Annotated in this window: 13 protein-coding genes; 5 read left to right on the forward strand and 8 right to left on the reverse strand. The window is 63.6% G+C overall.

Annotated elements, in window-relative coordinates:
• Window positions 1-455 precede the first annotated feature (455 nt).
• The 3 genes from AC1VWL_RS17665 to ttcA form a co-directional block, all read right to left on the reverse strand.
• Window positions 456-1,247, reverse strand: a complete 792-nt coding sequence (locus tag AC1VWL_RS17665; RefSeq protein WP_482987548.1) for a M48 family metallopeptidase — start codon at window positions 1,245-1,247, stop codon at window positions 456-458.
• A 53-nt stretch (window positions 1,248-1,300) separates the two neighbouring features.
• Window positions 1,301-2,209 carry a recombination-associated protein RdgC gene (locus AC1VWL_RS17670; protein ID WP_282269426.1) on the reverse strand — a complete coding sequence of 303 codons (909 nt, stop codon included), beginning with the start codon at window positions 2,207-2,209 and terminating at the stop codon, window positions 1,301-1,303.
• A gap of 146 nt (window positions 2,210-2,355) precedes the next feature.
• The gene (gene ttcA / locus AC1VWL_RS17675; protein WP_482987549.1) at window positions 2,356-3,285 is read right to left on the reverse strand and encodes a tRNA 2-thiocytidine(32) synthetase TtcA; all 930 of its coding nucleotides are present in this window, start codon (window positions 3,283-3,285) and stop codon (window positions 2,356-2,358) included.
• Window positions 3,286-3,360: 75 nt separating this feature from the next.
• On the opposite strand from ttcA, the gene AC1VWL_RS17680 reads away from it, so the two are divergent.
• The gene (locus AC1VWL_RS17680) at window positions 3,361-3,555 is read left to right on the forward strand and encodes a YdcH family protein (protein WP_481614790.1); all 195 of its coding nucleotides are present in this window, start codon (window positions 3,361-3,363) and stop codon (window positions 3,553-3,555) included.
• A 185-nt stretch (window positions 3,556-3,740) separates the two neighbouring features.
• Here the strand turns inward: AC1VWL_RS17680 and AC1VWL_RS17685 are convergent, their stop codons facing one another.
• Window positions 3,741-4,862: a helix-turn-helix transcriptional regulator gene (locus AC1VWL_RS17685; RefSeq protein WP_482987550.1), complete on the reverse strand. Its 1,122-nt coding sequence runs from the start codon at window positions 4,860-4,862 to the stop codon at window positions 3,741-3,743.
• Window positions 4,863-5,401: 539 nt separating this feature from the next.
• Between AC1VWL_RS17685 and AC1VWL_RS17690 the strand changes: the two genes are divergently transcribed.
• The 4 genes from AC1VWL_RS17690 to AC1VWL_RS17705 all read left to right on the forward strand — a co-directional run bounded on the left by AC1VWL_RS17690 (window position 5,402) and on the right by AC1VWL_RS17705 (window position 8,871).
• A complete protein-coding gene (locus AC1VWL_RS17690) occupies window positions 5,402-6,562 on the forward strand; it encodes a hypothetical protein (RefSeq protein ID WP_482987551.1) in 1,161 nt (386 codons plus the stop codon).
• 74 nt (window positions 6,563-6,636) lie between these two features.
• Window positions 6,637-7,209 (forward strand): hypothetical protein, encoded by a 573-nt coding sequence (locus AC1VWL_RS17695; protein ID WP_482987552.1) that lies wholly within the window; start codon window positions 6,637-6,639, stop codon window positions 7,207-7,209.
• Window positions 7,210-7,211: 2 nt separating this feature from the next.
• Window positions 7,212-8,282, forward strand: a complete 1,071-nt coding sequence (locus AC1VWL_RS17700) for a hypothetical protein (protein ID WP_482987553.1) — start codon at window positions 7,212-7,214, stop codon at window positions 8,280-8,282.
• 22 nt (window positions 8,283-8,304) lie between these two features.
• Complete coding sequence (locus tag AC1VWL_RS17705; RefSeq protein WP_482987554.1) at window positions 8,305-8,871, forward strand: hypothetical protein; 567 nt, start codon at window positions 8,305-8,307, stop codon at window positions 8,869-8,871.
• 258 nt (window positions 8,872-9,129) lie between these two features.
• Here AC1VWL_RS17705 and plsB read toward each other — a convergent pair whose 3' ends face one another.
• From plsB to AC1VWL_RS17725, 4 genes are all read right to left on the reverse strand, one after another.
• Window positions 9,130-11,760 (reverse strand): glycerol-3-phosphate 1-O-acyltransferase PlsB, encoded by a 2,631-nt coding sequence (gene plsB / locus AC1VWL_RS17710; RefSeq protein WP_482987555.1) that lies wholly within the window; start codon window positions 11,758-11,760, stop codon window positions 9,130-9,132.
• Window positions 11,760-12,722 carry a hypothetical protein gene (locus tag AC1VWL_RS17715; protein WP_482987556.1) on the reverse strand — a complete coding sequence of 321 codons (963 nt, stop codon included), beginning with the start codon at window positions 12,720-12,722 and terminating at the stop codon, window positions 11,760-11,762. Before AC1VWL_RS17715 ends, plsB begins: the two co-directional genes overlap by 1 nt.
• A 434-nt stretch (window positions 12,723-13,156) precedes the next feature.
• A complete protein-coding gene (pyrF, locus tag AC1VWL_RS17720; protein WP_482987557.1) occupies window positions 13,157-13,876 on the reverse strand; it encodes an orotidine-5'-phosphate decarboxylase in 720 nt (239 codons plus the stop codon).
• Window positions 13,873-14,775 carry a 5'-nucleotidase, lipoprotein e(P4) family gene (locus AC1VWL_RS17725; protein WP_482987558.1) on the reverse strand — a complete coding sequence of 301 codons (903 nt, stop codon included), beginning with the start codon at window positions 14,773-14,775 and terminating at the stop codon, window positions 13,873-13,875. The genes pyrF and AC1VWL_RS17725 overlap by 4 nt, the downstream gene beginning before the upstream one ends.
• Window positions 14,776-14,905 lie beyond the last annotated feature (130 nt).

Here is a 14,905-nt window from a genome sequence, read left to right on the forward strand (position 1 = left end):
GGCCGGGGAGGGGGGCTTTTGGCTTTTGGCTTTTGGCTTTTGGCTTTTGGCTTTTGGCTTTTGGCTTTTGGCTTTTGGCTTTTGGCTTTTGGCTCTTGCTACTGCTTTAGCCCTTCTCCCGCTTGCGGGAGAAGGGTTGGGATGAGGGGAAGCTTTTGATCTTGTCGGCAAGGCCCTGCCGAGCATGGCTCGGCACTACAGTGGCCTTTACCGCTTGCGGGGTAAGAGGGGCAGCTTGCGAACCACAGGTTCGCTGCCCATCGAACGCCCTTGCGCCAGCGCAAGGGCCGGGGCGCGGAGCGAGGGTTGGGATGAGGGGAAGCTTTTGATCTTGCCGGTAAAGCTCTGCCGAGCATGGCTCGGCACTACAGTGGCCAGCTTTGGCTTTACGCTCGAGGAGCGAAGAGAAAGCTTTTGACGTTGCTTCGGCTTCGGCTTCGGCTTCAGCTTCGGCTTCAGCCCTGCGCCCGCAGCAGCTGATGCAAGGTGCTCTTCAACCTGCGGCCTTCCTCACGCAGGTAATCGCGCTCATCGCGCCACTCGGGAAAACGCGCTTCCACTTCCGCCCAGAACGCTGGCGAGTGGTTGGCCTGCAACAAGTGACACAGCTCGTGCACCAGCACGTACTCGAATGCCGACGGCCGCGCCAATACCAAGGCCAGGTCTAAGGCCATCGAACCATCCGGCGCCAATGATCCCCACTGCGAGGACATCACCTTTGGCCGCAGCCGTGACGGTGCACGTGCCAGGCCCGGCAAATAGCGCGGCAGCCACTGGCCGACATCGGCGCGCACCTGCACTTCATAGAACTCTCGCAGCGCGCGCCGCAACGCCGGCTCCCCAGCGCGTGCCGGCAGCTGGACCGTCACCACACCCGCATCAACCTCGATGCGGGTGAACCGACCTTCCTGCCATTGCACCGGCAACAACTCGCCGCGCAGGGGCAGCACGCCGGGCTCACGCAGACGCAGTGCTGGCGCGAGCAAGCCATCGCCCCCCAGCCGCGCCAACTGCTGCTGCAACCATTGCCGGTTGGCCTGCAGGAAGCGCTCGCCGGAAACCAGGCTCGCCCGCAGTGGCATGGTCAGCCGCGCACCACGTTCGTCCACGCTGAGTTTGAGCCGGCGTGCACGCGGATCACGCACGCGCAGCACTTCGATCTCGGCATCGTCCAGGCGCAGGCGCACCGTGTCGCGCTGGATCACCGGCGCGGCGGGGGTCATCAGACGGCGAAGCAGGCTAACCATGGTCCCAGCATAGTCCCTACCCGGTTACGAAACCGGGTAGGTCAGCAACGGGTTCAGCTATCAGCCTTGCTCAGCTTGAATGCCTGCTCCAACAGCAGGAACAGTCGACGGATTTCACCGCTCTGCAGGGCGAAGCGGGCATCCAGTTCGGCGCGACGGCCTTCCTCGTCGATGTGCTCGAGCTGGTCCAGCGCGCCATCGAGGAACTTCAACTTGCGCACGATCAGGTCGTCGCCGAGCACGAAGGACAGGTTGTCCTCGAAGATCAGCGCCAGCTTGGTGACCTGCTTGCCTGCATCCAGGTGCTTGTCGATCTCGTCGCAGCGCAGTTCCTGGTGCTGGCACTTGACCACCGCACCACCCTCGGCCGGGTCCTTCATCTCGCATTCTTCGCCCAGGCTCAGGCCTTCGGGCAGCGGCTCGCCGGCAATCCACGCGGTCAGGATGGCGCGCGGTGCGACTTCGGCGTTCAGCGGCATCGCCGGGAAGCTGCCGAGCATGCCACGGATGTCGCTCATCACGTTCTCGCCGGTCTTGCGGCTGGAACTGTCGACGGCGACGTAACCGTGCTGCAGGTCGAGGAAGGCATCGGTGCGCGAGCTCTTGACGAAGGCGCGCGGCAGCAGCTCGTGCAGCAGGTCGTCCTTCAGGCGCTTGCGCTCACGGCCACCGGGCTTGCGGCCTTCCTTCTCTTCGATCTCCTCCAGCTTGCGCTGCAGCAGGTCGTTGACCACCACGCTGGGCAGGATCTTGTCTTCACCGCCGACGGTCAGCCACAGCGCATCGCCGATGCGGTGCGAGAACTGGATCTTTTCTTCACGGCCGAACGGCGAGATGAAGCCGCGCGAGGTCATTTCCAGCGCGCCAACCGGCTTGAGCACCACCTGCGGCAGCAGCGTGTCGACGTCGGAAAAATCAATGGAGGTAGGGAAACGGAACAGCGTGAGGTTCTTGAAAAACATGGATGTCCTATTTCGTATTCATGGTTCAGGGGCATGCTTCTCCTCGCGGGAGAAGCTGCTCCGAAGAGCGTGCCGCCGGTGGAGCAGGGGGATGGATGAGGTGATGCGCAGTGCTTGGTTTGAAACCACCGTAGCACTGCCTAACCTCATCCCAACCCTTCTCCCGGCGGGAGAAGGGCTTCTTGATCTTTTTGTTTGTCGCCACCTGCGAGCCAAGCCTGTGGATCGGACGCCGGCGCCTGTTCATTGCGGCCCAGCGCCATGAAGTCGAACAGCTTGGGGTCGGCCAGCTGCGAGGGACGGATGTCGCCCAGCGCGCGTGATATCTGCTCGATGCGGCCAGGCGTGTCCTTTTCCCACTGCTTCATCATCAGGCCAACCTGCTTGCGCTGCAGGTTTTCCTGACTGCCGCACAGGTTGCACGGAATGATCGGGAACTGGCGGGTGTCGGCGTATTCGATGATGTCCGCTTCGCGCACATAGGCCAGCGGGCGGATCACCACATGCTTGCCGTCATCGCTGCGCAGCTTGGGCGGCATGCCGGAAATCTTGGAGTGGTGGAACAGGTTCATGAAGAACGTGGCCACCATGTCATCGCGGTGGTGGCCCAGCGCGATCTTGGTGAAGCCATTGGCTTCGGCGTAGGTGTACAGCGAGCCACGGCGCATGCGCGAGCACAGCGAACACATGGTCTTGCCTTCCGGGATGACCCGGCTCACCACCGAATAGGTGTCCTGTTCGATGATGTGGTACGGCACGCCGATCGAGGCCAGGTATTCGGGCAACACATGTTCCGGGAAACCCGGCTGCTTCTGGTCCAGGTTCACCGCCACCAGCTCGAACGGCACCGGCGCCTTCTTCTGCAGCTGTAGCAGGATGTCGAGCAAGGTATAGCTGTCCTTGCCACCGGACAGGCAGACCATCACCTTGTCGCCGGCCTCGATCATGCCAAAATCAGCAATGGCCTGGCCTACCTGGTGACGCAGGCGTTTGCCGAGTTTCTGGTGTTCACGTTCGGCCACGTGCGGATCACGGGCCCGCGGGGCGGGATCGGGCAGGGAAATGACAGCGCTCATGCCCCCATTCTACCGGGTCGGCAGCCTACCTCACGCGGCCAGCGGCAACGTGTATGCTCAATCCCCGTGGAGACCATGACCCCCGAGCAAATCAGCCAACGCATCGCCGTCCTGCGGGCCGAACACCGCAGTCTGGACGAAGACATCTCGCGCCTGGCCGCCAACCCGGACGACGACCTGGAGTCCAAGCGGCTGAAGAAGCGCAAGCTGCAGCTGCGCGACTGCATCACCAAGCTGGAAAGCATGCTGATCCCGAACGAGCCAGCCTGAATGCGGTTCAACAATCACCGGCTGGCAATCACCGTGTAGTGCCGAGCCATGCTCGGCAGCAGCTTTCCAAGGCAATCCACCGCACACTGCGGTTGCAGGAGCGGCGTCAGCCGCGAAGCCGCCAGCGTTGAAACCGACGGGATGCCGGCAGCCGCGACAGCTCAACTTGTTGTCGGCTTCGCGGATCAGCGGCAGACCGTGGCCAGCACGCTGACCAGGCGCACCAGGCCAACCTGCCCCCGCTCTCCCGTTTTGTCATAAATGGTCTTGAGCCGACCCAGGGCCGTACCTGGGGTTATTCCACACTCAAGGGCGGCTGCGCCAACATCGGCATGTCGGTGCATTGCGGACGCCAGCCGCGATTCGGCCTCCGTCAGCCCAAACAGCTGTCGCAATGCAGACTCCAGCGACTCTGGTGCCGGTCTCACCTCGCGTGCGAAAACCAGTAACGCCCCCTGCTCCTGCGGTGACCATTTCACGAGCCGATGTGCGGTCAGAACCAGGCACGGACGCTGTGCGGCATCGTGCAACACCAGCTTCTCCACATCCCCGCCGAGCAACTGGCTGTCGCCGCGCAACGCGCGTTGCAAAAGCCCCTGCAGCCCCGCCTGGGCACGCCCTGCCACGCCCAACTGCCCCCCCTCTCGGCGTAGCAATCCGTACTCCAGCAAACGTTCGGCAGCCGCATTGCTACGGCAGATACGCAGATTCCCGCCCAACATCAACATTGCTACCGGCGAACACTCCAGTGCCTGCTCCAGTGTGGTCACCTGCTGCTGCAGGTCACCGATCCGCCGCAACATGGCATAGGCGTTGATCCAGTGCGGGGTCAGCGCCTGCAGCAAGCCGAGCTCCTGCTTGCCATAGGTCCGCTTCAGGTCACCGTGGCACATGGACAAGGTCACTGAGTTGGTGCCGTCATACAGACCTACCGATGCCACCTGCTGGACGATATCCAGCTGCCGGTAATAGGCGTCATAGAAACCGCTGTTCAACGCGACGCTGCGGGCAAGGAATGCATCCGTGTTCAACACCCGGCCGATGGCCAATTGCGGACTGACCCGCTTCATCCACGGGTCGTCACGCAGGTCCAGGTCGGCCAGCAGTCCAGCCATATACGCATTGTCCACGCCATGTATGTGGCTGAGCTGGCCCTTGCCGGCGGCGACATCGTGAATGATCACCCCGGTGATGTGGCTGCAGGTGGCTTCGGCCATGCGTTGGTTGAATACTTCCAGCTGCGTCGGATCCAGCACCGAAGCGTAGAGCGGTCGCAGCAATTCACCCAGCAGTTCCCCATCAGCCATGTGCCCCTCCCCTGGTGAGGAGGAACCAATGCAGCGGCTTGGGCAGGCAGCCGGAATACGAGCGCCTCATCCGCCCTCCCCCAACGCCACCAGCTGAATCATCCGATCCAAGGCCTTCCCCCTGTTGTCAAGCCCCGGTTGGGAGTGTTTTGGGTTTTGTGGCTACGGTCAACTGCCGGTGACAGCGCTTGGTGCTGGTTTGGTCGATCAGGCGACAGATCGGCAGGCCCAACGTCTGCAGGGGGCAGCATGAAGAAAGCGAATTCCAGCCGCACGCATGCGGTTGGCCATGGGCATGCATTCCGATGGTCAGGCGCCGTGGAACCACAGCCGGACGCGCAGCGCGTTCAACGGCCACAACGACTCGTGCGTGGCGCGGGCGAATCCTCCGCGCAGCTCGCCCGTCGTCCCGTGGAGTCCCCGGTACCGATGTATTAGAAGAAGACGGTGCTGCTGTGCCGCAGCACCACCGTATCGCGGAAACAGGGAATGCCATCGCTGGCAGCAAGCGGCACGGAAAGGACATCAAGGACGTGAACATGAAACCGCTACTGCTTGTCCCGGCACTGGTTCTGATCACCGGCTGCGCCAGCCTCCAGAACATCAATGCCCCCTGGCGCAAACCCATCCAACCGCTGACGTATCAGGAGATCTATGAGTTCGCGACTGAGCCCAAAGCCGATGTAGTGCCGAGCAGGAACGAAAAAGAAAATCCAACGTCGGAAGAAGCACCTGCGGCCAGGCCAGGGGAGAGTGCAACAGCCAATGCAGCAGAACTATCACAAAGGCCCGCGGCAGCCGCTCAGAAGAGCTCAACATCTTCGGGCTCCAATTCGGCAGGAGAGGCCGCAAAGGATCAACCGAGACCCACGCTGCGCAGGAAGGCCTATGACGAACTCCCGCAGTACATCAAGGACATGGCTGGCGTATTCAAGAGGGATTCAAAACTGTCGCAAGCCAACTCGGCCAGCCGGCAAGAAGCGGCCACATTTCTTGAAAGCGGAATGATCGTGACGAACATGCTGTGCTCGGCGTACATGCTTCAGGTAACGCAGAAGCAACAGCAACGCCGCTATGGACGCGATCTGGCAAGCAACACCAACACGGCCCTCAGCACCGTCCTCAACCTGACCAAGAGCAGCAACCTTGCCACCGGCATCACAAGCGCCCTCTTTGGCGGGCTGGACGTCAACTACCAGAACTGGGATGCACATTACGTCGCATCCGTCGACCTGCCGCTGGCTGAGACCCTGGTCCGCTATGCAATGGAAAGGCAAGCCCAGGAAAACGTTGCCAGGTCAAAGGCAACTGACTTCACCTACAGGCAGGCCGAGAGCAGGCTTCAGCAGTACGCCAGTACCTGCAGCGTCAATGGCATCAAGACCCTCATCAACCAGTCCGTATCGGCGGGGAAAAACAACCTCGTGGTGGATGAAACAGGCGCTGCCAACGCCGACAGCAATTCGGCATCCGGGCTCATCAAGGCAATGGAGCTTCAAGCAAGCGCTATCAACGCATTCCGGCAATGTGACCTGCAGGCCGCAGCGGCTGCCTTCGCGATGGCAAAGGACTCGCACCCCGTGTACGGAAGCAATCAACAGCTCATCGATGCACTCCGCGCATCGGAGCCAGATCGCGCCAAGGTCAAGTCGGTCGTCAAAACGATGGGGATCGATCCGCCGCTCCAGTGCTTTCCATAGTCGTCGAAGAATCGCACTCAACTACACCTCGAAATTACCTGTCTCTCCTTGACTCCATCCCTCTGGAAGGTCACATGAAAAACGCCCCCCGACACTGCCTACTTGCTGCTGCCGTCGGTCTTCTGCTTGGCGGTGATGCCCTCGCCCAAACCAAGCAAACCGTCGAAGGTGCCCACCAGTTCCTGAACAGCGTGCCGAACAGATCAACCAGATATGTGCCCGAACGCGTGGCGACGTTCGATGGAATCCCGGCCATGTACAACCTGTGGGTCAGGAAAACCGACAACATCGACCAGAGCGGGAACGTGAACCCGTGCGTCACCCGCATAACAGAAATGGACTACGAGAACGCGGGTGTGTACGCGGGAGGAGTTCGCTGGACCGCAACCACCGACGGGGTTGCCATACTCCGCCCGCTGAGCGAATTCCCACTCCCACGCTACATCAACTGGGGGAAAGTGAGCATCACCAGGCTCGCGAACTCGATGTCGGATGGCTCCGGCAAGCGTGAGCTCATCCTTGCCACCAGCGGAGCCACCGATGGTTACGGCTTGAATGTTGCGGACCCGTTGATGGCCGATCGCGTCGAGTACGCGATGCGTTTTCTGCAGGCCAGCTGTGACGAAGCCGCGAGCACTGGATTCTGACCATGAAGCCGACCATGCTTGCGGTGGCGTTCATTCTTCTCACCGTGCCAACTGCGTTGCCAGCACAGCAGCCCCCCCGCCAGTTGAGCGAAGAAGACCTGGCAAAAGTGCGCCGCGGGGTGGAGCGGAACAAGGAGATCAGTGCACAGGGCGAGCAGCAAGCTGCAGCCAAGCGCCGGGAGGACGAACTGCGCCGACAGGAAGAAGCACTGGCAAGCGACGATGGTTACGAAGACGACGGCGGGGACGACGCCCCAGCGCAGAGCGGCACCGCCAACATATTCGACGCGTTCATCGGCACGTTGGGTAGCGAAATGGCCAAGAAGCAACAGGAGGATCTGCAACGGCAACGCTTCCTGGAGAATGTCCGTCGAGAAGCCGAGGCCGTGGACCGCCAGCGCCAACGCGATCTGGAACGCGAGCGCCTTGCGCAAGAACGCACCCGTCTGGAACGACAGGCCGAACAGCAACGCCAGCAGGCCATCGCCCAGCAACAGCGCCAGTCCGCGGCGAACGTTGGCAATGCGCGTACCATCGTCGGCACGGACGGGATTGGCAACTCCAGCGCCACCAGCGGCCAACAACAGACCGCGAAAGCGCGTGAAGACACCATGCGCGCCAACGTTGCGGCCGAACGCAAACGCCTGGCCGAAGAGCGCGAACGCGCGGCAGCAACTGAACGCGAGCGGGTGATGCGCCCCTTTGTCGAGGCATCAAGCCGGCAGCAGGTGCAGACGATGTCATCCGCAGGAGGGGCCGCGGTTTCGACCACGCCAAAGACAAGTATTGCTCCACCAGACTACGGCCCCGCCAAGGCATGGTGCCAAGCCAGCAACGCAGGAACATTCCAGTGCATGGGCCCGTTGCAGAACCTGCTGTCGTGGTATCCCTCTCTGGAAACCGCGCTGAGCCAGGCCGGCTGCCCTGGTGGCGAAGGCTACAACCCCACGCCGGGCCACGGCGGAAGCAGCTTCAACTGTGGCCGGCAGCTGAAACCCAACGACTATCGGATGCCGACCTATGACCCCTACCGTGGCGGCGGCAAGCCGGTGCTGGTCAAGGCAGGACCGTAACCTGCGGCCCTGGCAGTTGAGCGTGTTCATCCTGTTTGCGTGCTACGCAGGACGCTGTTCCGCGCAGGTGGTCGTGTTGGCGCATCCGGACAGCGGCAATTTCGTCGTGGTCCAGAATCGTCCCGCTGCCGGCCAGGAAGCCACGCGACAGGCAAACACCAAAGGCCACAATGGCGGTTGGACCTTGCTCTTGAGCAGCACGCTACCGGGTCATGGTGCGATGTTCTGCTTCCGCCCAAAGGGCAAACAGATGCGTTATTTCATTGCCGAGGGCAAGGCAACTGCGACCGACGCAATCATCGATGCGCGGGCGCAAGCCAGTGCCGCAGCACGTGGCAGTGGCGCGTTCACCGCCATCTGCGGCATCTGGAACAATCGCAATACCTACGCCTTGTCACCACCGGCGATAACACGAACCATCGACATTACTCCCAGGGCAGACCGGGTTGATGATCACCCCAGGAAGGAAAGCGAGCACGGCCTGATTGAAACCATCAAGCATCAGATCCGCGAGCAGCTGAAATGCGTACCAGAGCAACAGCCATGCCCACCGCCACCGAAGCCAGCAGCCATTGGCATACGCGGCTAACCGGCCATGCTCGACTGTAGTGCCGAGCCATGCCCGGCAGGCGGCCTTGCAAGCAAGATCAGGGTTGCAGGCGCGGCGTAAGCCGCGAAGCCGGCAGCGTTGAAGTTGCCGGCATGCGCGCTACCTGATTGAGCAGTGGCTTCGCGGCTTACGCCGCTCCCACAAGACCAATCGATAGGGTAGTGCCGACCCATGCTCGGCAGAGGCTGTACCGGTCGAGCCCCAGCGGAGCATGGCTCCGCTCTACAGGGGTGCCGCTCAAACTACTGGCGGCACTTCCGGCTTCGCCGCTTCCGGGCTCACACGCTCGATGGTGTGGCGCAGCTCGCGGCCGAGGATGAACTTGGCGTCCTTGGCCCAGGCATCCAGACGCTCGTCGAACAGCAACTTGCTGTTCTGGTCCGGCCAGACCAGGCGCAGTTCGCGCATCTTCTGGATGAAACCGCGGAACAGCGACTTGTCGAAGAACTCCGGTGCGGCCGGTGCATACAACAGGCTCAGGCGTTGCGCGGCCTGTTGGCACAGGCTTTCCAGCTCACCGGCACCCAGGGTGCCGGGGCCGTTCTTCACCAGCACCGAGATGGCGATGTAATAGCGTTCGAATGCCTGTTGCAGCGAGTGGCCGATCGCGCGCAGGCGGAATACTTCGTCGGTCTGGCCGGTGCTGCGCGCGAGCATGCCGCCATCGTCCTCGCCCACATGCTGGAGCAGGCCTTCGCGCACGAAGACGTCGATGGTCTGGTCGATGCGCGCGGCAAACTCGTCCTCGCTCCAGGGCAGGAACAACTCTTCCTGCAGGAACGGATAAAGCCCGCGGCCCAGGCGCAGCAGACCGCCACGGCTCATGCGGCGGTTGTTCTGGAAGCAGCACGCCACCCACGACGAGGCGGTGAACAGGTGGATCACGTTGTTGCGGAAGTAGCTCAGCAACACCGCGGTATCGCCGCTGACGCTGAGCACGTCGCCCAGCGGGTGCTTGGTGCGGGTGAGGACGTTGATTTCCTCGGCGTGGGCAATGATGCGCTCGGGCGAATGCGGGGTGACCGTGACCCGGTCCGAGTACGGCATTTCCACCAGCAGCTTCTTGCTCAACTCGATCTGCGCGATCAGGTCGGCCTCGCCCATCGCATGCTTGGGCGTGGACAGCAGCGCCAGCGCCAGCAGGTTGATCGGGTTGACGTCGGCGGCAGCGTTGACGTGGACGTTGATGTTCTGCGCGAGCGTGTCGACGGTCTTCATCAGCCACGCCGGCTTTTCATCCTCGGGCACCGGCTGGCCATCCCACTCCGGGGCGTTCACCGCCAGCACGTCGTTCAACGCGATCGGCTCGCCGAAGTTGACCACCACCTGGCCATAGTTCTGCTTGAGCACCTTGGGGATGCCCCACAGCAGCGCCCAGATCGATTCCTTTTCCTTCGGCCGGCCGGACAGCTCGTCCAGGTAGCTGTTGCCTTCCATCAGCTTCTCGTAGCCGATGTAGATGGGCTGGAACAGCACCGGCTTGCGCGGTTGGCGCAGGTAGGCACGCAGGGTCATGGAGATGACGCCGCCCTTGGGCTGCAGCAGGCGGCCGGTACGCGAACGCCCGCCTTCGACGAAATACTCGATCGAGTAGCCGCCCGATACCAGCTGCGCCATGTATTCGGAGAACACCGCCGAGTACAGCGGATTGCCGCGGAAGCTGCGCCGCGCGAAGAACGCACCGCCCTTGCGCAGCAAGGTGCCGACCACCGGCAGGTTGAGGTTGATGCCGGCGAAGATGTGCGGCGGCACGATGCCACGGTCGTACAGCAGGTAGCTCAGCAGCAGGTAGTCCATGTGGCTGCGGTGGCTGGGCACGTAGACGATTTCGTGGCCGGGCGCGGCTTCCTTGAACTTGTCCAGGTGGTGCACCAGCACGCCGGCGTAGATGCGGTTCCAGACGTGGCTGAGCATGAAGCTGGCCGAGCGCACCACCGGGGTGGAATAGTCGGCGGCGATTTCCCAGGCGTAGCCCTGCGCCTTCTTCCAGGCGTCGGTGGTCTTGGAGTTGTCGCGCTTGGCCTGCACGGCGATGGCTTCGCGCACCGAATCGGACTCCAGCACCTTGTCCACCAGCAGGCGGCGGGTGGACAGATCCGGGCCGATGATCGATTCGCGGATGCGGCGGAAGTGGGTGCGCAGCACGCGCTGCAGCTTGCGGACGGTGCGCTCCGGCTCCAGGCCTTCGTCGACGGTGCCGCGCAGCGAGACCGGCGGGGCGAAGCGGACGATGGTGTCGCGGCCGTTGAGCAGGATCGCCAGCAGGCGGCGGAAGCGGCCGACCAGTGCCCAGTTTTCCGAGAACAGCACCGCGAACCAGCCGCTCTGCTTGTCCGGGGCGCGGCCGACGAAGATCGACACCGGCACCAGGTGCACGTCCAGGCCCGGATTGGCGCGGTGCGCCTGCAGCAGCTTGGCCAGCGAATCGGAATGGGTCTTGGCGCCGCGCTGCTCGGGGATCAGCGCGCTGTTGCTGGAGCGGCGCGACAGTGCCACGTAGGCGCGCTTGCGCCCGGTCGGGTCACCGGCCAGCGGCACCAGCGGCGACGGCAGGCCGGCATCGCGGCAGGCCTTGTCCAGGATCAGTGCATTGGACAGACCGTAGTCCTCCAGCACGTACACCACCGGGCGGCCGTCGTTGTATTCGCCAGGCTGCTCGGGCTCGATCTTCAGGCCCAGCCAGGGCTCGATCAGCTTGCCCAGCAGGCGCGCCCACCACGGGCGACGCGCAGCGCGGGACGCAGGCGACGGACGCGCAGAAGCGCCCGGCACGATGGCAGCGGGAGTGGCGGGCGTCGCGTTGGCGTCGTCCGGCGGCAGCAGTTCACCCTGATCGGGCTGGGATTTCTGTTTCGACATCGGCGCCATTATGGCTTAGCCGCCGCTGCCGCGTTGTCTGCAGTTTGCAGGTCGGGATTTCCGGCCGGCTGAAGGGCCTCGGCCTTGGCCTGTTCGGCCGCGCGCGCGGCCGCCAGCACCGCGTCCACATCGCTGAGCGTGCGTGCCAGGTACCAACGCTTGTCGCGCCTCACCAGCGCCACTTCAAGGTCCAGTTCCTTGCCTGCGAGCGGGTACTGCACGCGAACGGTGGCACGGTCGCCATCCTGCGAGACCAGGCCGGTGCGCATCTGCTCAACGCTTTCATCCAGTTTCAGGCCATACGCGGCCAGCACCTGCTTGCTGGCCGCTGCGAACGGACCGAGTTTCTGCAAGGTGCCGGTCATGCCGGCCTGTTGGAAGGCCTGCTCATCGGCCAGTCCGGAGGCACGGGCGGCGGCAGTGAGGGTGGCAATCGAGCTCTGTGCCAGTTTCGGATCCGACAGTGGTGCGGCCTGCGCCCAATCGCTGAGTGCGGTAGCCAACTGCACGTAGTGCGCACGTTCGGCTGCGTTGTAGTCACCTTGGTGGCTGATGTACTGCACACCGAACAGGCCCAGCGAATGCGCGGCCTGCCGCACGGCCGCGCTCTGGCCTTCCAACTGCGCCTTGAAGGCGCGCTGCAGCGTGCGCTCGGCATCCTTCTCCGACAGCGTTGCCAGCAATACTGGCAGTTTTTCGTCCAAGGGCAGCTCGGTCAGCGGCCAGCGGCTATGGCCCTGCGCCCAGGCCGCTTCCAGTTCGGCGTACTGGGCAGGTGGCACCGCGGCGCGGGCATAGCCGACCAGGTCGTTGTTGCGCAGGTACTGGGTCAGCTGGCGCACCGCCGCGGCAGGCTCGGTGGCGGCGCCGGGCAAGGGCTCGGCGTTGCGCTTGCAGGCCGCCAACAGGGCTACCAGGCAGACCGAGGCCAGGATGATGGTGTGGCAACTGCGTAGTGAACGGCGTTGCATGGCGGCGGCTATCCTCCCGTAGGCCAAGCATCTTGATGCCTGCCCGGTGACAGCGGCAAGCACGGCCGTCACGGTGGAGCGGAGAGTCGGGATTGGGGTTCGGTGATGGCTGACAGCAGGAGCCCCCCTCCCCAGCCCTCCCCTTGCCCGCGGCAAAGGGAGGGGGCGCATGGCTGGTTCGATGGCTTCATGCACAGGGCCGGGGCTGCTCTCCGGCTGCCACACAACAAAGCGGAGAACGCAGTGCTCTCAACGAATCCCCAAAACCCGGCATAAAAAAAGAGGCCGCCCCGTTGCCGGTGACAGACCTCCTCAAACCGGTGCGGGACCGGTAGACATGTTTGACGCATCGCCGGCAGAGCCGGACGAGACGTAGCCTACCCGCCCGATTCAGTTAAAGCAACACTTTATAAACAACTGCATAAGTTGTTGATTTATTTGATTGATTCGACAATTTCACGCTGAATGGCCAGCGCCGTGGCGCGCGGGTCGGCAGCCAGACGGATCGGCCGCCCGACGACAATGGCATCGGCGCCGTCGGCAAAGGCCTGGGCCACGCCCACAGTGCGCTGCTGGTCGTCGCCGACCGGGCCGCCGGGGCGGATACCGGGGCAGACGATGGAGAAACCCTGACCAGTCGCAGCGCGGATTGGCGCAGCTTCCTGGCCGGAAGCGATCACGCCGTCGATGCCGGCACGCTGCGCGGCCAGCGCGCGCTCCACCACCACGTCCACCGGTTCACGGTCGATGCCCATCTGCGCCAGGTCCGGACGCCCCATCGAGGTCAGCACGGTCACCGCCAGCAGGCGCATTTCCGAGCTGTTGGCGGCTGCAGCGGCTTCCATCATGCCGGGATGCCAGCCGTGGATGGTGCAGTAGCTCACCGGCCACTGCGACAGGCGCTTGATCACGCCGGCAATGGTGGCCGGGATGTCGAAGAACTTCAGGTCGACGAACACGCGCTTGTCGCGCTTGGCCAGTTCGTCGAGCACGTCGAAGTATTCGCCCGAGGCCAGCAGTTCCATGCCGATCTTGTAGAACGACACGGCATCGCCGAGCTTGTCGACCCATTCGATGGCATCGGCCTTACCCGGTACGTCGAGTGCGAAGATCAGGCGCTCGTCGTTACGCAGCGGCAGCGGTGCGCGGCTCATCGGGCCACCTCCAGCGCGTCGCGCTTTGCCCCGTTGCGCAGGTCCGCTGGCAACGACCAGGCATTATTGATCGCCGCACCTTCCCAGCCACCATAGGTGGGATTGGACAGGATCCACCAGCGCGAGCCGATCCAGCCCTGGTACTTGTCCAGCAGCAGATCGCGCGCAGCCAGGCTGTTGTCCTCGACCTGCAGGAAATCGGTGAACTGGTCGCCCACCTGCATCAGTACGCGGTAGTTCTGCGCCACCAGCTGGCGGCGGCAGCCCTTCTCGCTGCCGTGTTCGGTGCAGCCCGGCACCGGCGTGCCCAAGCCCAGGTAGACACTGTCATCGACGACCGGGAAGCCAACCGCGCGCAGGTTGGCGATGGTCGCGTCCTTCATCGCCGCGGTGCGGTTGCTGATGTAGATCATGGTCACGCCCTTGGCGGCGGCGGCCTGCGCGAACTGCACTGCGCCCGGCACCGGCTGCGCCTTGCGCTCATCCACCCAGGCTTCCCAGGTCGCGTCGTTGTAGCTGCTGCCGTCGCGCACCAAACGCGCCTGATACGGCGAGTTGTCCAGCACGGTTTCATCCACATCCACCACCACCGCCGGCTTCAACTTCGCCGATTGGTGCTTGCCACCCTCTTCCGGCAGCAGCGCGGTCCAGCTGCCATCGGCAAGCGCGGCGTCGAGCTGTGCAGCGGCCAGCCGCCAGGTCTGCAGCGCGCTGGCCCGGTACTCCTGCGAACGCTGCACCCACAGCACGGCATTGAGGTTGTCATTGGGCGCATTCGCCGGAGTCTCGACGGCATCGGCCGGGGACGGCGAAACGCGGCTCAGCGGCGCGGTCGAGCTGCAGGCAGCCAGCGACAGCACGGCGCCGGCCAGCAGGGTAAGGGCGGGGAATCGGGACATGGGAACTACCGGGAATCTTTGAAAACCGCGCAAGTTTACCGGCTTGAGGGGCTAAACCGGGGTCAGGGGCTAAACCGGGGTCAGAGTCGGGTTTCAGTACCTGTCTCTTATACACATCTCCGAGCCCACG

The organism is Stenotrophomonas sp. STEN063 (genome assembly GCF_056854515.1).